The sequence below is a fragment of the Candidatus Nitrosopumilus sp. genome (genome assembly GCF_028278985.1).
Taxonomy (GTDB): Archaea; Thermoproteota; Nitrososphaeria; order Nitrososphaerales; family Nitrosopumilaceae; genus Nitrosopumilus.
In genome coordinates this window covers 145,835-164,396 of the sequence record NZ_JANQTA010000002.1, presented here as the reverse complement: position 1 = coordinate 164,396, position 18,562 = coordinate 145,835, and the positions used below count along the sequence as shown (strand labels likewise).

Genomic DNA, 18,562 nt, shown 5'->3' with positions numbered 1-18,562 from the left:
GTGGTGTAGATCACAAGCTTCGGCGAGTGGTGAGCCAGCCTTTACTAATAGACCAACACATCGGTTCAGCCACTTACATAGAGACTATGCGCGATGAATTCATTTTCATCACTTTGAAATACACGACATGTACGATGATTTTCTCATTTTGAAATACTCCTAGTGTAAACTAGGTTTTTCATTTTTACAAAATAATTACACGACTATAGTTAACGAAATAGGACAACTGAAGTTACAACAAAAAAAGAAGCAACTAGAACATAACTCAAGGTAGGCACAAAAATCTGTTTTGTTGCTTGTCTTACTTCAGCCATTGATAATACTATATCAAAAAAATATATCAATAATTTTGATGACAAATTTTCTTTGAAATTTGCTATTTTTTCCTTATTTGTTCGTGAAATTAGTAGACATTATCTCACTCTGTTATTGAAAAATACACACAACCGCTTGTATTATATCAAATTAGAAATTCAATAGAGATTATGAGTATTAGTGACAAAAAAGAAAAAGAACTCAAGGACCGTCTTTTAGAATTAGAAGAAAAACTACTTGATCAGAACGAATCACTAAGAACTCAAGTTGAGCAAAAAAGTGCTGAATTGGTAAAATCTGAAAGATTGGCAACTATTGGTACAATGGCAAGCCGTGTTGCTCATGACTTGAAAAACCCCCTAACTATTATGCAAACATATGCTGATATGCTAACTCCTGAAATTATTGCAAAACTTGATGCTAAAGATAAAGAAAAGTGGTTTAGATTACAAAATTCAATTTTGGATATGAATAGAATCATTGAAGATGTACTTGATTTTGCAAGAACAACCGAAATCAAAAAAACATCAAATTCGTTATTGAGAATTTTCAAACTTTCATTAAATCATGTAAAATCCACATATGGAATTCAAATTCATCTTCCTGAACATGACATGAAAGTTAATTGCGATTCTAGAAAACTAGAAGGTGTATTCTCTAATATTCTAAATAATGCTGTTCATGCTATTGATGGTCAGGGGGAAATTGATATTTCACTTACATCTGATTCTGAATTTGCAATAATTGAAATCAAAGATTCAGGACATGGAATTCCTGAAGAAAATTTGGAAAAAATATTTGAGCCAATGTTTACTACTAAAAAAACTGGTACTGGCCTAGGATTAGTAATTTGTAAAAGTATCATTGAACAACATGGTGGAACCATTACTGTATCAAACAAACCAACCACATTCACTATTACTTTGCCTCTGAAATAAATTCAGATTATTCTACTGTGGTTGGAATTGGAAATGATCCTAAGAAATTACAAAGAAATTCTGAACCTCCAATTGTATCTGGCATCCAGAATGCCATATAGTAATCCCCAGGTGGTCCTGTAAATTCAAAATCTCCTTCCCACCCCATTTGGTTATCTAAGATGGATAATGGTTCTGGATTTAATGTGAACGAGCTTTCTCCAGTAACCTCATTTGTTTGGATAAAATCATCTCCTGTGTCAGGATAGCCACCCCACCAAGTTTTTCTTTCTTCAATAATTACTGGATCAATTTCTTGGTCAGGATCATTTGTCAAAAACCAGTCATTAGTCATATGGAATTCTTCATGAAATGAAACATCAGAAAATCTCTCTTGAGTTGAGAATCCAATTTTCATTCCTGCTAAATCATAGGTATTACCTTTAACACATTCCTGTGTGATTTTCAACTCCACTTTGTACGGGTTACCTTGTTTTTTTGGTTTTAGAATTTTGATATAGATGTCTTGTAATTCATCATCATCATTATCTAAATCATCAGTTCCTTCAAGATGAATTAATTTTAATTGTTTAAAGTGAGGATCTTTAAGTGATTTTTTTACTTGTTCCCAAGCCTTTTTGAATTTTTTTAATGCTTTGGTGTAATCTTCATTTTCTAAAAACTCGTTTCCTTTTTCAAGATTAGATGTAGCCTTTTCAATTTTTTTTAAACCTTTTTCACCCATAATTAATTCAGATAAATTACCAATGGTATTTTCTAATAGATTTTTGTTAATTTCTGTAATTCTTAAATTAATTTGAAACACCTGATCTTTTACCTCCTTGCTTGTTTTTTTATCTTTGAGGACTTTATCTAATTTTGAAATAGCATTAATGTCTAGATTGACAACTTTAATTCCATTTTTGTACTTTAAAGATGATTCGTCTTTCCAGAATTTTTCATTTAGACTTCTTTCAAGTTTGTGAATTGCATTGCTGATTTTTTTCTTTGATTTTTTACTTGTTTCAGAATTTTGTTCTAATAGTTTTAATTCATCAATTATTTCTTGAATTTGAGCCTGTGGTGTAATTGCAAAACTTTCAGAATTGCCAGAAAAACCCATTGATAGTAACAAGACCGAAAGTAGAATTGCTGAAGATTCTTTAATTCTAATTTTTTTTGTCATCTTAATCCGCTTATGTACTTACATCTGTTGACAGTATTACAACATTTTCTATTTTTCCCATTTTTGGGATTTTATTCTTCAAACTCAATATCTGCTTGGAGTTCTTCAGGTAACCCCAGCCACCATTGTTTGGAATTGTCTGACATCTTTTTGTGATGATCAAATCTTGCTAATAGATCTGTTGGTAAAATCTTCAAAGTAATTGTCTAACAAAATCTGACAAAATTCTAGTCTTTTTCATACTTGAATTCTGAAACTGTAGATTCTTTTTTTATTTTGATTACTATCGTATCGCCTAATTTGTTAAACACTCTTTGACGATGTTCATTAGTAAGAATCCAACCTAAAATGATGTCTAATGGTAGTAAAAACGCCTTTCCAAAACAACTAATCAAAACTCCTTTCAAAGTTGGTGAATGTCCCTCTAGATTTGTTACTCGTAAATTTAGAATTTTTTTTCCAATGGTTTGGCCTGTTTTATATTCTAGAATTGCCCAATAAACAAAAAATATGATGCTAGTTGGAATGTATGTACTATTTTCAGCCCAAAACCACTCATCCTCAAAATCATAATCAATGGAACCAACTGACGCAAAAATTATTGATGTGGTGATGATGGAAATAATTACAAAATCAATCAACCATGCCAAGAATCTATCTGTCCATTTTGCAAGTATGATTTTTGATGATAGATCTGATTCTGTCATAATGATTATGTGTATTTCAAATAATTAAAACATGTTAATCAATGGTCAACCATTATTCCAACCAAGAAATTTTATCATTAATCTATCAATACTTTGTATGAAAGCAAAATTTGCAACAGTATGCATAGCATGTGGAGATAAAATCCAACCTGGAAAAGAAATCTCCAAAAACCAGGATGAAAAATGGGTTCACAAACACTGTGCTGAAGATTCTGATGGGTTGCCTTAGAGATTAAATGTCTCCACCTCTAACTTATTTTGAAAATATTTTTGACTTCAATTAACCCTCTTGATGTATTATTATGGACTCTTCGTCGAAATGAAAAAGATGTAATCAATCTTTACAGTACAATGTCTCCAATGATGCAAACTGCTACTGGTGGTGAGATGTTAAATTTTGGTTATTGGGATGACGATCACAATACTCCTATTACTGCACAAGAAAATCTTTGTAATTATTTTGGCATTGTTTCTGAATTAGAAAATGCAAAAAATGTAATTGATGTTGGAAGTGGATTGTCTGCTCCTGCCAAATATTGGAAAAAACAATATGATAATTTATCAATTTACTGTGTAAACATCAATTATTCACAACTACACTCAGGAAAATCCTCAAACCATAATTCATTTAATTCATCTTCTACAATGATGCCTTTTTCAAGCAAATCTGTTGATAGAATTTTAGCTTTAGAATCATCACAACATTTCAAACCCTATTCTGATTTTCTTTCAGAATCAAAAAGAATTTTATCTGAAGATGGATTGCTTGTACTTGCTGTACCCATCACAATAAACTCCCCATCTGCAAATAAACTTGGAATTTTAAAATTTACTTGGTCCTCAGAACATTATTCATTAAAACAAATTCATGAGTTTCTAAATGATGCAGGATTTTCAATTTCAGAAGAAAAATTGATAGGCCCTTCTGTTTATGATCCTCTGGCTGATTATTATGTTGCAAATAGAGACAGGCTTCAAAAATTAATTATTAAAGAATACTCTCCGATGATTGAAAAAATATTATTCAAATCAATTCAAAAAATGAAGCAAGCATCAGAATCTAGAATAATTGATTATGTTTTGCTAAAATGCCATCTATGACACACATGAATTTCTAGGCTAGGTTTTTATTTTTGATATCTTGATTTGATATATGTCAAGTTCAGATGCTGGAATGAAATTGTATGGTGATAAATGTGCCCAATTACAAGAAGAGCCTGAAATTAGATTTGCAGGTATTGTTGACAAAGAAGGACAACTCATAGCAGGAGGCTTCAAAGAAGGATTAACCCCTCATGAAGGTGATGAAACCCGATTACAGGCTTTCTTGGAATTTGTCTCAAAGGCCTCTATCAGAAAGGAATATGATGAAAGTCTTGGACCGATAAACTATCTTGCTGCAAGACGAGATAAAGCTGTATTGGTTAGTTTCCCATTCCCAATCACCAAAATCCTACTTCTAATCTCTGCAGAACCAACGGCTAACATTGAAAATTTGGCAAAAAAAGTTGTTGAAATTTTCACTGATGTCAATTAAACATAATTGAACAATCTGGCGAATTCTTTAATTATCCACTCTTAAAATTTTGAATATGATATTGTATTATGCATTTTTCCTTTCTGTTCTTTTTGGATTATCTGTTCTTCCAATGATAAATGCAGAAATTGAAAATTTATCTACTGACAAATCTGTTTATTTTGAAGGTGAATTAATTACAATCTCTGGGACTGTTGTTTCTGAATCCTCTTCCCCTGCTGTAAATGTGGTTGTCTGGGATCCTCCTAGATATCAAATTGTTACTATTGTCTTTCCTCCTCCAACTCTGAATTCTAATGGAGATTTTTCAACAACCATCTTAGTTGGAGGTCCTACATGGAACACTTATGGTCATTATCCTGTTCAGGTGACATCTGAGGGTATTACTGAGGAAGTATTAATTGAATTCAAAAATTCTGAACCAACACCAGAACCAGAACCAACACCAGAACCACAACCAACACCAGAACCAACACCAGAACCAACACCAGAACCAACACCAGAAACTCAATTTGAAACTTTGAAATTCACCATTCCAAATTTCCCTTCTTTAGACAAATCTCCCCAATACTATATTGATAGATACAACAATGAGTATTCTTACAAATCCTGGTTTGATTCTCAATTCCCAAATTATTCTATTGTAGATGTTGTTGGATATTCTCTAACGAATATTGACGGTTTCCCTTCTTTAGACAAATCTCCCCAATACTATATTGATAGATACAACAATGAGTATTCTTACAAATCCTGGTTTGATTCTCAATTCCCAAATCAATCAATCTACAATGTTCTTGGATATGCAGATCCTATTTCTGTGCCTGAATGGGTAAAAAATAATGCAGAATGGTGGGCAATTGGAGAAATCGATGATTCTGCATTTGTAGCTGGAATTGAATTTATGATTGAAAATAATATAATAATGATTTCAAATATTTCCCCCTCTTCAAATATTTCAGATGAAGAAATTCCAGATTGGATAAAAAATTCTGCACATTGGTGGTCCCAAGAAAAAATTTCTGAAGATGAATTCATTAACGCATTAAGATTCTTAATTAGTGAAGGAATTATTGTCATAAAATAATGAGAATAGTTTTTAATTTGGTTTGTTCAAAGTATAATTGATTTGAAAGCAACATTTGGCGCAGGATGCTTTTGGCATGTTGAAGATTTACTTGCTAAAACAAAAGGTGTGAAATCTACCAAAGTAGGATACACTGGAGGTCAATTACCAAATCCTACATATGAGGAAGTTTGTACTGACAGAACTGGTCATGCTGAAGCAGTAGAAGTAGAGTTTGATCCTGAAGAAATTTCATTTGAAGAATTACTGGATGTTTTTTGGAATAATCATAATCCAACAACATTAAACCGCCAAGGACCTGATGTGGGAATTCAATATCGTTCGGCAATTTTTTACCATGACGAAAAACAAAAAGAAATTGCAGAAAAATCAAAACAATCCCTATCTGAATCAGGAAGATTTGATATTCCTGTGGTAACAGAAATTGTTCCAGCACCTACATTTTATGATGCTGAAGAATATCATCAAAAATATTTCAAAAAACACGGATTGTCCTAGTTATTTTACAATAACTACTGGAATCTTTGCAGCATGAATAACATAATTTGATACACTGCCAAAGAACATCTCTTTTGCTGCACTTCTTCCTCTTGATCCCATGACAATCATATCGAATTTGTCTTTACCTTGGGCTACTTTTACAATGTTATATCCAACATCTCCTCTCATTTTCTTTTCTTTGAAAACAATCCCATTTTGGGCTGCCAATACTTTAGCTGCACTTAACATTTTTTCAATTTCTTTATTCATCTTGTCCGTAACTGCTGCTACGCTCCTAAATTCTGAGCGTGGTTGTACATTTATTGAGTAAACTCCTGTGATTGTTGCTCCGCATTGTCTTGCGAGAGTGATTGCCATTTCTAATCCTCTCTGAGAATTTTTTGAGCCATCTAGAGGAACTAGAATCTTTGATATCTTCTTCTTAATCATATACTAGAGCAAACGTTTTGAGATTAAAAAATGTAGTTACTTGATTTGATCGTTTGAAAATCATCAAAAACCATAAATGCATTTGATCGCTAAATTAACTAAAACTTATCTAGTGAGGAGAATTGACGCAAAATGGTGGAAGAAAAATTCCTTCAAATTGATGGTAACAAGATTCGTTATCTAGAGTCTGGTAGTTCAAAAAACTCTCTTGTTCTAATTCATGGATTGGGTGCATCAGCTGAAAGATGGAATCAAGTGATTCCGCTGTTTGAAGAAGATTTCAAAGTAGTTGTCCCTGACCTTGTTGGATTTGGATATAGTGATAAACCTCTAGTTGATTATACTCCGGAATTTTTCTCTGATTTTTTAGAAAAATTTTTTCTAGCTGCAAATCTTAAAAGACCTAACATTATTGGCTCTTCTTTAGGAGGTCAAATTGCGGCAGAATTTGCAGCATCTCATTCTCAACATTTTGAAAAATTAATCCTTGTTTCTCCTGCAGGAATTATGAAGCAATCTACCCCTGCTCTTGATGCATACATTATGGCTGCAATGTATCCTAACGAGGAAAGCGCAAAAAATGCATTTGAAATGATGGAGGGCTCTGGCAGAAGTGTAAATGAAAATATCGTTAATGGTTTTATTGAAAGAATGCGTTTGCCAAATGCAAAATTAGCATTCATGTCAACTCTTCTTGGATTAAAAAATTCTGAAATAATCACTTCAAAATTGCAAACAATTTCTGCACCTACTTTGATAGTGTGGGGTTCCAATGATCCTGTAATTCCAATTACTCATGCAGATAGCTTTGTTTCATCAATCCAAGATTGCAGATTTTATCGTATGGATGGTTGTGGACATACTCCATATGTTCAAGACCCTCATACTTTTGCAGGCAAAGTACTTGAATTTCTAAATGGTACTTAGGTGCACTTAAATACCTCTATATGACATCAATTACCAATGAGTGGTAATAGCAACCAATATGATCCTTCTGTAATGTTCAAAGATTGGATTCAAAAAAGTGGTCGAGCTCAAGCTGAATTTATGAAAAATTTTGGCGCATTGATGGGCAACCAATCAAACCAGACTTTCAATCCTTTAGAGACTCTTAGAGAAGTTTCTGATAGTACCAGACAAACTCAATCAAACATGATGCAAAACATTTCTTCGATGCAAAACAAAAGCATGGATACAATGTTCAATATCGGTCAAATGCTTCCATCTTTCATGAATTGGGGTGCATACAAAACTACCATTAGTAGCAATGGACGAATTTCAATTCCTGAAGCTGAACGTAATGCCCTTGGTTTGGGTGAAGGTGACTTGGTTCAAGTCATTATCCTACCAATTGCAAAAAAATCAAAAAATAAGGAGGTGAAAAATTGAGTAAGAACGAAACAACACAAGGAAATTCTAAAGATGTATTTTCTGTATATCAAGAGAATGTAGACAAACTCTTCGATGGTATTAAACAATCAGTACCACAGTATCATCAATCAATTACTAATGTACAACAGGAATACTTGCAAGCATATGAAAATGTCGTAGATTCATCTATCACATTACAAAAAGAATTTGCAAAGAAAGCAGGTATTGCAACAAACATTCCTGAAGCAACATTAAAAGTAGTACGTGATACAACCGAAGAATGTGTAAAAGCAGCATCACTACAAAATCAAATTGCACTAGCAACTATTGATGCAACACAACAAAATATCAAAACATTCAACGATAATGCAAAATCTTTTGCTGATTTAAACAAAAACATCCTACAATCCTGGATTTCTGCATTCACAAACAAAAACAACTAAGTAATTTTTTTACTTTATTTTTCTTTTTTATGATCTTTCGGCTAACCATTCGCCTAATTCTGGTAATACTTTCTTTTGTGATAATCCACTAGCAATCATGCCTACATGTCCTGTTGGATACATACGTAAGGTCTTGTCTTCACTCCCAATGGCATAGTGTAATGGCATACTGCACTCTGGAGATACGAGATGATCTCCTACTGCGACCTGTGTGAAAATTGGCATGTCTATTTTTTTCAAATCTACATGTTCTCCTTCAATGTACATTTTGTTTTGAATTAGTAAATTATCTTGATAGATGTCCTTAATCCACTGTCTGAATAATTCTCCAGGAATAGGTGGAGTGTCTCCTAGCCATTTTTCAACTCGGAGGAAATTATCTACAAATCTCTTATTGTCTATATTTTTGAAAAAATTCACGTACTTTTCAATTCCCTGCTCAAATGGCTTTAGAACTGAAAAACAATAATACATGAACTCTGGAGGCATATTTCCAATTATTTGGACCATCTTGTCTACATCCATGTGTTTAGCGAGATTGCTAATCACTGTTGTATCTCTCCATCCGTCAATTACTGGTGCAGTTGCAATGTAGTTTTTCACACTTTCTGGATGCAATGAAGTGTATGCTGTTGCAATTGTTGCACCTGTACAATATCCTTGCAATGTAATTTTATCATTGGATGATTCATTTTTTACATACTCTACATATGTGTCAAGATACCCATTAACATAATCGTCAAAATCCAAATACTTGTCCATGCTAGTTGGAGTTCCCCAATCTAACATGTAGACATCAAATCCCTGTTCAAGTAAATTACGAACCCAGCTTTTTTCTGGATGAATATCTAAAATATGAAATCTGTTAATTAATGCATATGAAATTAACAATGGTGTTTTTTTCTGTTTGTCAGTTAATGGACGATAATGCAGTAATCTGGTTTTATCAATTTCTTGAACAACGTCATGAGGTGTAACTTCTAAACTAATTTCATCTGGGGCTGAAACAAGTTTTGGTGCATCAATTACGTTTTTACTAAATTTTAAAACTTCTTCAATAATTTTTGGATCTACTCTTGATTCACTTTGTATTTTTTTTCAACTCCTTTTTCTTTAATTGCAGCTCTAGCTTTCCAACTCGTTTTTTCAAAGAATGAATTTCTTTGTAAACTTCATCAATCTCTTCCTTGCTAGGGAGATTAACTGATTGTAAAATTACGTTTGTAATATTGTTCCAGTGTTTTGTTAATTCTAATTCTTTAGAAACTAATTTTCCATAATTTTCTCCAAATTTTTCTGAATCAAATAATTCTGTAAAGTCATTATCAAAAATATCAATCCAAATTCTCTTGAATGCCTCAATTTGTTCAATATCTTGAGGAACTTCTGGAGCTTTAAGATTAACTTTCTTTTGTGCTGTTGTCCATGTTTCTGTTAATTGTTTGTAATATTCACCAAGATGTTGGTTGAACTCCATCATGATTTCATTAATTTCAATCATTTCAGTTGAGATTTTCTTTGAATTTGCAGCAAATGCTCTCATAGGACCAATTGATGCAAGTGCCTGAGGCTTACTTGACATTAAATGAATAATATCTGTCCAAAATAGGGACAAATGTTTGTAATAATCGGAAATTTCTTTAGGTGATTCTGATTGCACAGATACCTATTCACACAGATCGCAATAAATAGATCGCTTGTTAAATTAGACCAATGGACAATGTTGAAGAGCTTGAAAAAATGTGTCAGGACATTATAGCCCTTGATTCTAAGATGCGCTCTGCTAGATTGATCAATAGTAGAGGACATCTTATTGCAGGAGGGATGAAGGAAGGATTGTTGTCATTAGAGGCACAAAAACAAGATGAAATGATGTTCATGGAACTTGCTTTACGTGTTAGAATGCGTCATGAATTTGATAAGGAATTTGGTGAAGTTCATTTTTCAATGTCTTATAGAGAAAAAGTGATTGTGATGAGTTTTCCACTAAACAATGATGATGTTATTTTAATTTCATGTGAAAAAGATGCTGATTTTGGAAAAATCCCATTTGATATTCTAAAAATTATTGCCCCTTTGAAATCGTCTCCAATGAAAACCTTCTAATTAAAATTTCTAAAAACTAGAACCATGAATTCTCAAGAAATAGATTGGAACGAAATTGAATCTCTAGTTTTTATATTATCTAAAAAACTAAAAAAATTACCTAGAACATTTTCTAGTATTACGACAATTAGTAGGGGCGGATTAATTCCTGCTAGATTAATTGCAGATCAATTAGATATTAAAAAAATCTATGTTGATAAAAGAAAAATCTCTTCAGATTCCTTGTTTGTAGATGATATTTTTGATTCGGGAAAAACATTTGAGAAAATAATTTCTTCTGTGGATAATCCTTCTAATTTTGTATTTGCTACTTTATTTGCACGACGAGGAAAAAAGTATCCTTTACAATTAGTTTATGCCAAAAAAACTCTAAATCAAACCTATGTTGTTTTTCCTTGGGATAAAATAGAATTTTTAAAAAATAATTAATCAGTTAAGATTTTTCTTAATCCTGCACATCTATTTCTAATTGTAACCTCTGTTACTCCTGATGCAATAGAGATGTCTTTTTGAGATTTTACTTCTCCTGTGCTTATACATGCAAGATAAAGTGCAGCAGCTGCAATTCCCATTGGGTCTTTTCCTGCAACCATTCCTAATTTTTTAGCTTTATCCAAAATTTGAATTGCCTTTCTTTTGCTTTTTTCACTCAACTCTGCAATACTTGCAATTCTAGAAACTCCTTTGACGGGATCAACTACTGGCATCTTTAACTCTAATTCTCTGAAAATTAATCTATAGCATCTTGCTACATCTTTTCTTCTAATATTGATGCCTTTTGCAATATCATCTAATGTTCTAGGCGTTTCTGTATTTCTACATGAAGCATAAAGACATGCTGCTACTAAGCCTTGAATGGAGCGGCCTCTTACGAGTTTTTTCTCCATAGCTTTTCTGTAAATGTATGCTGCTTTTTCAATAACTGCGTCAGTTAGTGCAAGTTTGTCTTTTAATTTGTCCATTTCATTTAGTGCTTGTCTTAGATTTCTATCAGCTGATGAATGAGCTTGTGTTCTACTATCCCATGTTCTTAATCTTTCAATGGAACTTTTTACACTTGCTGAAAGTGGTTTTCCAGTAGAATCCTTGTTTACTGCACCAATCACTGTTGATAATCCCATATCATGCATTGTTAGAGATGTACCGGCACCAACTCTGGTTCGATTTGTTTCATCATTTGAAAATGATCTCCATTCAGCACCAGTGTCTGCAATTTTATCAGTAACTACAAAACCACATTTTCCACAAAATAACTCTCCTGTATTTTCATCTGTGACCATTTTTTTGTCACCACAGGATGGACACTTTGGACCTGACATCATTGAATTTTTGAGCATAACTAAGAGAATTTTCTTATTTGCCTTATTATCCATTTTACCAAATTTCTGAAGGTTAATTGTGTGTAGGTTAAGCTAAGTCTTATTCTAAGTTCTTAGAATTTGTTTTGATTTTAGCTTAGTAGACAATATGCGTATGATGGAGTGTATGATGGATACATAATGCTAGTTTTGTCATCTGTATGTTGTAATCCAATTGAATGCCCTAACTCATGTGTCATGATTGTTTCAACACTGTTTACATCATACAATTGAAAACTTCCATCACAACTGTAATCTCCTAAAGCAACTTCAACAACTCCTTTTCCTAAATGAGCATGACCTAAAACTCCCTCTCCTAAGTTTCTAACAACCCATGTTACCCAAACATTTGCCTCATGTTTTAGATTTGTAACTTCGAATTTTATTTTGGCATTTTGGTTATTTGTGTTAAGAACTTGTGATTCCCAATATTGAAATGAATTTTGCAATGTACTTACATGATCTAATGGCAAACCTGATGGTTGTTCGTTAATGTATACTTTGTAATAGATAATGTACTCATTATCTACAATTTCATAAGTAGGATCAGGGAAATTCCCTGAAGCCTTTTTTACTTCTTCCTCAAAATTCCATTTTACATAATCTCTAAGGAATTTTTTGATAACATCCTGACTTGGATTGGGAAATTCAATGTATCTTTTTTCATTGGAAATATTTTTTGTAATATCTTTCAAGTATCTATCAAAATAGTAACTTTCACGGTCTAATTCCTCTTGGGTTTTCTCATTTGATTGAGCACTGACATTGACAAAACCATTATCAATTAACCATTGAATACTTTTGAAAAATTCTTCATCAGAAAGAAGATCTTCTGCCCACCAACCCGCATTATTTCTTAACCATGATGGTAATTCTGATTCAGATGTCTCTTCTGAACTACTATTCTGTGGAATTTCAATTATCTCATTTGCAATGAGATATTCAATTCCCTTTGCAAAGTCATCATCTGTAATTTGTGATGCAGCCCACCAATTAGCAGAATTACGTATCCAATCTGGAATTGGTTTTACTTTTGGATTGTCTAGCTCTAGAGGTTTTTGAGTTGACGTGTATGGGTATTTTGAAATGACATCGTTCACAAATTCTTTGTAATTTGCAAGAACTACACTGTTGGGCCTCTGTTCTATGGCTCTGTCAAAATATCTAAGTGATTCTTGATATTCTCCAAGATTCCCAAAGCCCAACCCCATTCCTGATAATGCAATAACATCATTTGGCCTGTGTTGTAAAATTGTGAAGAACTGTTTTAGTGATTTCTGATGTTCATCAGTATTGCTTTGAGCAATTCCTTTCATTTTTAGAGTTGAAATATTGTTTGGCGAAATTTCCAAAATATTATCATAAATTCTAATGGCTTCATCATAATCTCCATTAACAAAATGCCCATTTGCAAGATTGAACATCTCTTCAGCTTCTTTTTCTGTCTGTGCATAAACAGAACCTGTCAAAACTGTAACACTAAACAAAAAAACCAGTAAAATCTGAATTCCGTACATGATACATTTTCTCCATTTATTTTAGATATAGTTTGTTTCTATTTTCTACTAACTTGCGCACAAAGTTTACAATTTAAATCAATTAGAAAATCTTTAATTCATTCATGATGGGGGATTTTATATGACAAATATTGGTGCAGGAGAAATTGTCTATGAACTTCGAAAACGAATCCAACAAGTTCAAAATGAATTAAATGAAATAGGCTCTACTTCAGAAATTCCTGAATTAATTACTTCTGCTAATTTGATTCGTTCTAACGAGTATTTGTCAAAATCAAATGAAAAGAAAACTGAACTTCTTGAAGCCTATGAACAATATTCTCATGCTTTAGAAGAATTATTATCTTCTGTATTTGAAATTCAGGAGGATCTTAAAGAAATTGTAAAAGAACAATCATCCATGATTGCTGATTCAAAACCCAAAAAAACTAAAACAAAAGCTAAATCTAAAAAGTAATTATTTTGATAGATGAATGACATCTCCTGCAATAATTCTTGAATTACCATTCTTGCTTGAAACAACTAGGGCTCCGTCTTCATCAATTCTTTGTGCTTTACCTTTTACTTTCCCGTTAATTGTATTGATTTCCACTTCTTTTCCAATGGTTGATGATCTTTTTGTCCATTCTGAAATTATCTTCTTTGTATTTTTCTCATTGAGCAAATTATAGATTTTTTCTAATTCTTGGAGAAACTGTTGGACAAGTTGGATAGGTTTTGTTTTTTTATTTAAATCTCTTAGTGTTGCAACACCGTAAAAATTTGGTGTATTTTTTAGATTTCTCTCAATCTGTTTTACATCAACATCAAAATTAATTCCTACTCCTAACACTAGATTTTCTATTCTGTTTGATTCTAAAGAAACATCTACTAACATTCCTGCAACTTTTTTACCTTTAATTGTAAGATCGTTTGGCCATTTTAATTCTGGAGTTTTTTTGAAGACTTTTTCAATTGCATATGATAATGCAAGAGATGATGCAATTGGAAATAATGTAGTTATTGAAATATCAAATTTTGGCTGAAGTATAATTGACATCCATATTCCTCCTTTTGGAGAAACCCATTTTCTACCAGAACGTCCTTTTCCTCCAGTTTGACTATCTGCAATGATTATGGCTCCGTCATTTTCTGAATCTTCTGCCATGATGAGAGCTTGATTTTGAGTTGAATCTGTACTATCAAAATAAAATGCTCTTTGACCAATAATTTTGGTTTTTAATTCTGATGTAATTTCCCACGGAAGTAATAATTCTGAATTAGAGGTTAATTTGTAGCCAAGCTTTTGTTTTGATTCTACTGTGTATCCTAATTCTTGGATTTTTTTGATATGTTTCCAAACTGCTACTCTACTAATGTGTAATACATCACTCAAATCTTGTCCTGAAAGATATTCTGTGTTGTGAGTTTGAAGAAAAGTTAGAACTTTAACTAAACCCGGATTGTCAAACGAATTGTAAATCAATTACATGTCGTTAATTACTGAAGTATAAAATATACTCTAGAATCCAATGTCAAAGTCAAATCCACCATCGTCCATTCCGCCACCATCCATATCGCTACCACTGTCCATTCCATCAGGGATATCTTCAGCTGGCACATAGTCTCCCATAGATGACCCCATCATTGAAAACATCATTGAAAACATCATCATGTCCATAACTCCAAAAAACATCATCATTGGTAGAAATGATCTATTACTCTCCATCATATCCTTCATTTTCTCTTTATCTCCTGTTTTGTATACGGCAGACATTTGATTCCATTTAGTTTGTAATTCGTGAACTCTCTCATCTACCTCTTTATCTCCTCTTTCTGTAGATTTTATCTCGATTTTATTTCCTAACCAGCCTTTCTTTTCTTCAACTTTGATGAATTCCTTTTTTTCTAATTTTTGTAAAATTTCATCTAGTTCTTTAGGATCAACCTGTGTTGCTTTCTGAATCTTATCAAATTTTTTGATTCCGTTTTTAATGGCTCCTAAAACAATAAGCTCTTTTGGCTCTTCTTCCATGGAGTTAATTTCATTTAATTCCTAAAATATCCTTGCTTTGGTCTAAAAATTATATTCTCCATACTTTCACTTCATTTATGGAAAATGATCCCCATTCAGATGAAGAAATTAAAAAAATTCTCAATTTTAAAAAAGTTGCAGTTATAGGAATGTCAAAAAATTCATCAAAGGCTGCTCACTATGTTCCACAATATCTTTCAGATAATGGATACGATATTACCCCTGTAAATCCTACCGTAGATGAAATTTTAGGCAAAAAATCATACTCTTCAGTTTCAGAAATTGATGATGAAATTGATATTGTTGATATTTTCAGGCCTTCGGATCAAGTAATGTCTGTGATTGAAGAGGCAATACAGAAGAAACCCAAAGTAATATGGCTTCAGCAAGGGATTCATAATCCTGAGGCTGAAGAATTGGCAAAAAAAGCAGGTATCGATGTAGTTTTTAATCGATGCATGTTGGCAGAACATCAGAGATTAGTAAGAAAGTTAATTTGAAAAAATTTTCTAACGATTTTACTGAATGAGAAGAAAAATTTTGCAAACCTACAATTCATTAAAAATTGAAAATGGTCTTATGATTTTCTCAAACATTAGATTATGTCAAAATAAAAATTCTTAGGCAGAGATAAATATTCTGAACAGGCATCTATTTTATGCCAATCAAAATTGGATTAATTGGTAAAACCAATACTGGAAAAACAACTTTCTTTAATTCGGCAACTCTATCTTCTGAAGAGATTTCATCTTATCCATTTACAACAAAATCTGCTGTTTCAGGAGTTTCTCATGCTATCGCCATGTGTGTATGTCGTGAATTTAAAACAACTTGCAATCCGAACAACTCAAAATGTATAGATGGATGGCGATACGTTCCAATTGAACTAATTGATCTTCCGGGTCTTATCAAAGATGCATGGAAAGGTAAAGGTTTAGGCAATCAATTTCTTTCAATTGCTGCACAGTCTGATGCTTTGTTACATGTGGTTGATGCCTCTGGGGGCATAGATTCCACAGGAAAAATTACTGAAACTGGAACTGGTGACCCAATATCTGATTTTGCAGATATTGAAGAAGAATTAATCATGTGGTATCATAAAATCTTGGAAGGAAACCGAGACAAAGTTTCAAAATTAATTCGTGGCGGTTCTGATATTATTGATGCAATAACTGACCTTTATCGTGGAATTGGAGTAAACAAAAATCATGTTAAAGAGTCTTTGATTGCAACAAATCTTGAAGAAAAGAATTTTGATGATTTTGATATGACTGATAGCAAAAAATTTGTATCATATTTGAGAAAAATTTCAAAACCTACATTGATTGTTGCAAACAAGATTGATGTTGAAGGTGCTGATAAAAATTTTGCAAGATTAAGAGAGCGATATAATGACTCTATTGTAATTCCTGTAAGTGGTGATAGTGAATTTAGCTTGAGACGTGCAGAGCAAAAAGGCTTGATAAAATATTCTCCAGGCTCAGAACAATTTGAAATTATAAAACCTGATGAATTAAATGAAAAACAAATTCAAGCACTGGAATTTATCAAAAAAGGCATAATGGGTGAATATATGAGGACTGGTGTTCAATTTGCAATTAATGTGGCAGTCTTCAAATTATTGAAAATGAATTCAATTTACCCTGTAGCTGATGAGGCTAATATGGCAGACAAAAAAGGACGAATATTGCCTGATTTGATATTGCTAAAAGATGGTGCAACAATTAATGATCTGGCAAAAGAGATTCACACTGATTTGACAAAGGGATTACTATATGGAAAAGACTTGAGATACAATCTAAGATTACCTGTTGATTACCAACTAAGAGATAGGGATGTAGTATCTCTTGTTAGTGCCTCCAAAAATAACTAGGATCTCTTTTTACTTCTTGCCTTTGTTCTAAGTACTGCCCTACAACACATACACCTTGAATCACATGTTGACATGAAAATTCCACAGAATGTGCATCTCTTTTGGCCTATTTCGTACCTAATTTTGTTGGGAACTGGTTCTGCCTTATGCATTACACAAATTCCCTTACATGTTCTACCCACTAATTTCACCTCCTATCTTATTCTTGATTTCTTTTGTTCTGTCTCTGATTGTAACTGCGCTAATTCCTGAAACTTCTGAAATTCTAGTTTGCGAGACTTTTTCCTTATTTAGAACTGAGGCTAAGTGAACAGCAGCTGCTGCCATTGCCATGGGGTTTTTACTCGTTGATACATTGTTCTTGTTGGCAATCCCGATAATTTTGAAAGCCAACCTTTCTGTCTTTTCTGAAATCTCAACTGCCGTTGAAATTCTTGAAATGAATTCTTTTGGACTGAATACTTTTGGATATATCTCTAGTTCCTTTGCAAGATATCTGTAAATTCTTTGCAGGTTTTTTTTCTTGATGTTTCCTGCATCTGCAATATCTTGTAGTGTTCTAGGGGTGTTAGTTAATCTACATGCAATGTATACTGTGGCACATAATATTCCTGCAGTTGATCTACCTGCCAACATCTTCTTTGCTGAGATTTTTCTAAATAGATACGCAGCCTCCTCTGCAACTGATTCTGGAAGTACTAATTTTGAACTGATGCCATCCAACATTGTAAATGCCTTTTGAAATGATTTTGTTGTGTTAGCTGAACGACTATTTCTATCCCACATTCTTAGTCTGTAGAACATTCTTTTGTTTTCATGCGATAGCGATTTTCCCGTTGCATCTCTATCTTTTGCTTCAATAATAGTTGACAAACCCATGTCTATCATTTTTAAGGAAATCTTTCTGCCAACTCTGCTACTACTTTGATAATCTTCACCCGATAATCCTGTTGACTCTGGACCTGCATCAACAATTTTTTCTAATGATACTGCTCCACAATTACTGCAGGCAACTTCTCCTGTATCATAATCAGTAACAATGGAAAATTTTTTACAATTTTTTTGATGTACTAATTCTACCAACATACAAAATTTTAGTTTTGAAATTATTTAAGAGACCAAAAAATTTCATTATAGTGCTAATTCATTATTGATTTTTTAGCTGAGATAGAAAAAGTTGGCACTATGAAAATTTTTTTATTTT

At 32.7% G+C, this 18,562-nt stretch carries 26 protein-coding genes; 14 read left to right on the top strand and 12 right to left on the bottom strand.

The genetic code is table 11. From position 1 onward, the window contains the following. Nucleotides 1-485: 485 nt before the first annotated feature. Entirely contained in the window at nt 486-1,253 is a 768-nt protein-coding gene (locus Q0941_RS01735) for a PAS domain-containing sensor histidine kinase (RefSeq protein WP_299290745.1), read from the top strand. 7 nt (nt 1,254-1,260) lie between these two features. Here the strand turns inward: Q0941_RS01735 and Q0941_RS01730 are convergent, their stop codons facing one another. From Q0941_RS01730 to Q0941_RS01720, 3 genes are all read right to left on the bottom strand, one after another. After that, nucleotides 1,261-2,418: a hypothetical protein gene (locus Q0941_RS01730; protein ID WP_299290743.1), complete on the bottom strand. Its 1,158-nt coding sequence runs from the start codon at nt 2,416-2,418 to the stop codon at nt 1,261-1,263. 71 nt (nt 2,419-2,489) lie between these two features. Then, nucleotides 2,490-2,615 carry a hypothetical protein gene (locus tag Q0941_RS01725; RefSeq protein ID WP_299290741.1) on the bottom strand — a complete coding sequence of 42 codons (126 nt, stop codon included), beginning with the start codon at nt 2,613-2,615 and terminating at the stop codon, nt 2,490-2,492. 30 nt (nt 2,616-2,645) lie between these two features. Continuing rightward, nucleotides 2,646-3,125, bottom strand: coding sequence for an RDD family protein (locus Q0941_RS01720; RefSeq protein WP_299290739.1), 480 nt, complete (start codon nt 3,123-3,125; stop codon nt 2,646-2,648). 97 nt (nt 3,126-3,222) lie between these two features. On the opposite strand from Q0941_RS01720, the gene Q0941_RS01715 reads away from it, so the two are divergent. The 5 genes from Q0941_RS01715 to msrA are packed head-to-tail and all read left to right on the top strand — an operon-like array spanning nt 3,223 to nt 6,244. Continuing rightward, a complete protein-coding gene (locus Q0941_RS01715; protein ID WP_299290737.1) occupies nt 3,223-3,354 on the top strand; it encodes a hypothetical protein in 132 nt (43 codons plus the stop codon). Nucleotides 3,355-3,395: 41 nt separating this feature from the next. Next, nucleotides 3,396-4,226 carry a methyltransferase domain-containing protein gene (locus Q0941_RS01710; protein WP_299290735.1) on the top strand — a complete coding sequence of 277 codons (831 nt, stop codon included), beginning with the start codon at nt 3,396-3,398 and terminating at the stop codon, nt 4,224-4,226. A gap of 52 nt (nt 4,227-4,278) precedes the next feature. After that, nucleotides 4,279-4,662, top strand: a complete 384-nt coding sequence (locus Q0941_RS01705; RefSeq protein ID WP_299290733.1) for a DUF6659 family protein — start codon at nt 4,279-4,281, stop codon at nt 4,660-4,662. Between the two features lie 55 nt (nt 4,663-4,717). Next, on the top strand, nt 4,718-5,746 hold the full coding sequence (locus Q0941_RS01700; protein ID WP_299290731.1) for a carboxypeptidase-like regulatory domain-containing protein: 1,029 nt from the start codon (nt 4,718-4,720) through the stop codon (nt 5,744-5,746). 42 nt (nt 5,747-5,788) lie between these two features. Beyond that, nucleotides 5,789-6,244, top strand: a complete 456-nt coding sequence (msrA, locus tag Q0941_RS01695) for a peptide-methionine (S)-S-oxide reductase MsrA (protein ID WP_299290729.1) — start codon at nt 5,789-5,791, stop codon at nt 6,242-6,244. On the opposite strand, the gene Q0941_RS01690 is transcribed toward msrA, so the two are convergent. Continuing rightward, entirely contained in the window at nt 6,245-6,676 is a 432-nt protein-coding gene (locus Q0941_RS01690; RefSeq protein ID WP_299290727.1) for a universal stress protein, read from the bottom strand. It abuts the gene before it with no gap. A gap of 132 nt (nt 6,677-6,808) precedes the next feature. Between Q0941_RS01690 and Q0941_RS01685 the strand changes: the two genes are divergently transcribed. The 3 genes from Q0941_RS01685 to Q0941_RS01675 are packed head-to-tail and all read left to right on the top strand — an operon-like array spanning nt 6,809 to nt 8,490. Then, nucleotides 6,809-7,603 carry an alpha/beta hydrolase gene (locus Q0941_RS01685; protein WP_299290726.1) on the top strand — a complete coding sequence of 265 codons (795 nt, stop codon included), beginning with the start codon at nt 6,809-6,811 and terminating at the stop codon, nt 7,601-7,603. Between the two features lie 36 nt (nt 7,604-7,639). Beyond that, the gene (locus Q0941_RS01680; RefSeq protein WP_299290724.1) at nt 7,640-8,065 is read left to right on the top strand and encodes an AbrB/MazE/SpoVT family DNA-binding domain-containing protein; all 426 of its coding nucleotides are present in this window, start codon (nt 7,640-7,642) and stop codon (nt 8,063-8,065) included. Beyond that, complete coding sequence (locus Q0941_RS01675; RefSeq protein ID WP_299290722.1) at nt 8,062-8,490, top strand: hypothetical protein; 429 nt, start codon at nt 8,062-8,064, stop codon at nt 8,488-8,490. Before Q0941_RS01680 ends, Q0941_RS01675 begins: the two co-directional genes overlap by 4 nt. A 27-nt stretch (nt 8,491-8,517) precedes the next feature. Here the strand turns inward: Q0941_RS01675 and phaC are convergent, their stop codons facing one another. Both phaC and Q0941_RS01665 read right to left on the bottom strand, forming a co-directional pair. Beyond that, nucleotides 8,518-9,582 carry a class III poly(R)-hydroxyalkanoic acid synthase subunit PhaC gene (gene phaC / locus Q0941_RS01670; protein ID WP_367277456.1) on the bottom strand — a complete coding sequence of 355 codons (1,065 nt, stop codon included), beginning with the start codon at nt 9,580-9,582 and terminating at the stop codon, nt 8,518-8,520. After that, nucleotides 9,572-10,150: a poly(R)-hydroxyalkanoic acid synthase subunit PhaE gene (locus Q0941_RS01665; RefSeq protein WP_299290720.1), complete on the bottom strand. Its 579-nt coding sequence runs from the start codon at nt 10,148-10,150 to the stop codon at nt 9,572-9,574. Before Q0941_RS01665 ends, phaC begins: the two co-directional genes overlap by 11 nt. 53 nt (nt 10,151-10,203) lie before the next feature. On the opposite strand from Q0941_RS01665, the gene Q0941_RS01660 reads away from it, so the two are divergent. Then, the gene (locus Q0941_RS01660) at nt 10,204-10,596 is read left to right on the top strand and encodes a DUF6659 family protein (protein ID WP_299290718.1); all 393 of its coding nucleotides are present in this window, start codon (nt 10,204-10,206) and stop codon (nt 10,594-10,596) included. 24 nt (nt 10,597-10,620) lie between these two features. After that, nucleotides 10,621-11,025, top strand: coding sequence for a phosphoribosyltransferase (locus tag Q0941_RS01655; protein ID WP_299290717.1), 405 nt, complete (start codon nt 10,621-10,623; stop codon nt 11,023-11,025). Here the strand turns inward: Q0941_RS01655 and Q0941_RS01650 are convergent. Both Q0941_RS01650 and Q0941_RS01645 read right to left on the bottom strand, forming a co-directional pair. Then, a complete protein-coding gene (locus tag Q0941_RS01650; protein WP_299290754.1) occupies nt 11,022-11,933 on the bottom strand; it encodes a TFIIB-type zinc ribbon-containing protein in 912 nt (303 codons plus the stop codon). The genes Q0941_RS01655 and Q0941_RS01650 overlap by 4 nt on opposite strands. A 113-nt stretch (nt 11,934-12,046) precedes the next feature. Beyond that, nucleotides 12,047-13,471, bottom strand: a complete 1,425-nt coding sequence (locus tag Q0941_RS01645; RefSeq protein WP_299290715.1) for a M57 family metalloprotease — start codon at nt 13,469-13,471, stop codon at nt 12,047-12,049. 121 nt (nt 13,472-13,592) lie between these two features. Between Q0941_RS01645 and Q0941_RS01640 the strand changes: the two genes are divergently transcribed. Continuing rightward, nucleotides 13,593-13,928 carry a hypothetical protein gene (locus tag Q0941_RS01640; RefSeq protein WP_299290713.1) on the top strand — a complete coding sequence of 112 codons (336 nt, stop codon included), beginning with the start codon at nt 13,593-13,595 and terminating at the stop codon, nt 13,926-13,928. Here the strand turns inward: Q0941_RS01640 and Q0941_RS01635 are convergent, their stop codons facing one another. Both Q0941_RS01635 and Q0941_RS01630 read right to left on the bottom strand, forming a co-directional pair. Then, nucleotides 13,929-14,936 carry a biotin--[acetyl-CoA-carboxylase] ligase gene (locus tag Q0941_RS01635; RefSeq protein WP_299290711.1) on the bottom strand — a complete coding sequence of 336 codons (1,008 nt, stop codon included), beginning with the start codon at nt 14,934-14,936 and terminating at the stop codon, nt 13,929-13,931. Between the two features lie 36 nt (nt 14,937-14,972). Next, on the bottom strand, nt 14,973-15,485 hold the full coding sequence (locus Q0941_RS01630; protein ID WP_299290709.1) for a hypothetical protein: 513 nt from the start codon (nt 15,483-15,485) through the stop codon (nt 14,973-14,975). Nucleotides 15,486-15,562: 77 nt separating this feature from the next. Here Q0941_RS01630 and Q0941_RS01625 point away from each other — a divergent pair, with 77 nt between their 5' ends. Continuing rightward, complete coding sequence (locus tag Q0941_RS01625) at nt 15,563-15,985, top strand: CoA-binding protein (RefSeq protein WP_299290707.1); 423 nt, start codon at nt 15,563-15,565, stop codon at nt 15,983-15,985. 158 nt (nt 15,986-16,143) lie between these two features. Then, nucleotides 16,144-17,358: a redox-regulated ATPase YchF gene (locus Q0941_RS01620; RefSeq protein ID WP_299290705.1), complete on the top strand. Its 1,215-nt coding sequence runs from the start codon at nt 16,144-16,146 to the stop codon at nt 17,356-17,358. Here Q0941_RS01620 and Q0941_RS10420 read toward each other — a convergent pair. Further along, a complete protein-coding gene (locus tag Q0941_RS10420; RefSeq protein ID WP_367277454.1) occupies nt 17,355-17,540 on the bottom strand; it encodes a hypothetical protein in 186 nt (61 codons plus the stop codon). The genes Q0941_RS01620 and Q0941_RS10420 overlap by 4 nt on opposite strands. Then, on the bottom strand, nt 17,533-18,444 hold the full coding sequence (locus Q0941_RS01615; protein WP_299290703.1) for a TFIIB-type zinc ribbon-containing protein: 912 nt from the start codon (nt 18,442-18,444) through the stop codon (nt 17,533-17,535). Before Q0941_RS01615 ends, Q0941_RS10420 begins: the two co-directional genes overlap by 8 nt. Nucleotides 18,445-18,562: the final 118 nt, after the last annotated feature.

Bases quoted from the DNA above. Each gene is read 5' to 3' on its own strand.
- Q0941_RS01730 (WP_299290743.1), bottom strand. From the start codon at position 2,418: ATGACAAAAAAAATTAGAATTAAAGAATCTTCAGCAATTCTACTTTCG.
- Q0941_RS01660 (WP_299290718.1), top strand. From the start codon at position 10,204: ATGGACAATGTTGAAGAGCTTGAAAAAATGTGTCAGGACATTATAGCC.
- Q0941_RS01690 (WP_299290727.1), bottom strand. From the start codon at position 6,676: ATGATTAAGAAGAAGATATCAAAGATTCTAGTTCCTCTAGATGGCTCA.
- Q0941_RS01720 (WP_299290739.1), bottom strand. From the start codon at position 3,125: ATGACAGAATCAGATCTATCATCAAAAATCATACTTGCAAAATGGACA.
- Q0941_RS01650 (WP_299290754.1), bottom strand. From the start codon at position 11,933: ATGCTCAAAAATTCAATGATGTCAGGTCCAAAGTGTCCATCCTGTGGT.
- Q0941_RS01715 (WP_299290737.1), top strand. From the start codon at position 3,223: ATGAAAGCAAAATTTGCAACAGTATGCATAGCATGTGGAGATAAAATC.
- Q0941_RS01645 (WP_299290715.1), bottom strand. From the start codon at position 13,471: ATGTACGGAATTCAGATTTTACTGGTTTTTTTGTTTAGTGTTACAGTT.
- Q0941_RS01615 (WP_299290703.1), bottom strand. From the start codon at position 18,444: ATGTTGGTAGAATTAGTACATCAAAAAAATTGTAAAAAATTTTCCATT.
- Q0941_RS01630 (WP_299290709.1), bottom strand. From the start codon at position 15,485: ATGGAAGAAGAGCCAAAAGAGCTTATTGTTTTAGGAGCCATTAAAAAC.
- Q0941_RS01680 (WP_299290724.1), top strand. From the start codon at position 7,640: ATGAGTGGTAATAGCAACCAATATGATCCTTCTGTAATGTTCAAAGAT.
- Q0941_RS01655 (WP_299290717.1), top strand. From the start codon at position 10,621: ATGAATTCTCAAGAAATAGATTGGAACGAAATTGAATCTCTAGTTTTT.
- Q0941_RS01735 (WP_299290745.1), top strand. From the start codon at position 486: ATGAGTATTAGTGACAAAAAAGAAAAAGAACTCAAGGACCGTCTTTTA.
- Q0941_RS01625 (WP_299290707.1), top strand. From the start codon at position 15,563: ATGGAAAATGATCCCCATTCAGATGAAGAAATTAAAAAAATTCTCAAT.
- Q0941_RS01685 (WP_299290726.1), top strand. From the start codon at position 6,809: ATGGTGGAAGAAAAATTCCTTCAAATTGATGGTAACAAGATTCGTTAT.
- Q0941_RS01705 (WP_299290733.1), top strand. From the start codon at position 4,279: ATGTCAAGTTCAGATGCTGGAATGAAATTGTATGGTGATAAATGTGCC.
- Q0941_RS01700 (WP_299290731.1), top strand. From the start codon at position 4,718: ATGATATTGTATTATGCATTTTTCCTTTCTGTTCTTTTTGGATTATCT.
- Q0941_RS01640 (WP_299290713.1), top strand. From the start codon at position 13,593: ATGACAAATATTGGTGCAGGAGAAATTGTCTATGAACTTCGAAAACGA.
- Q0941_RS01620 (WP_299290705.1), top strand. From the start codon at position 16,144: ATGCCAATCAAAATTGGATTAATTGGTAAAACCAATACTGGAAAAACA.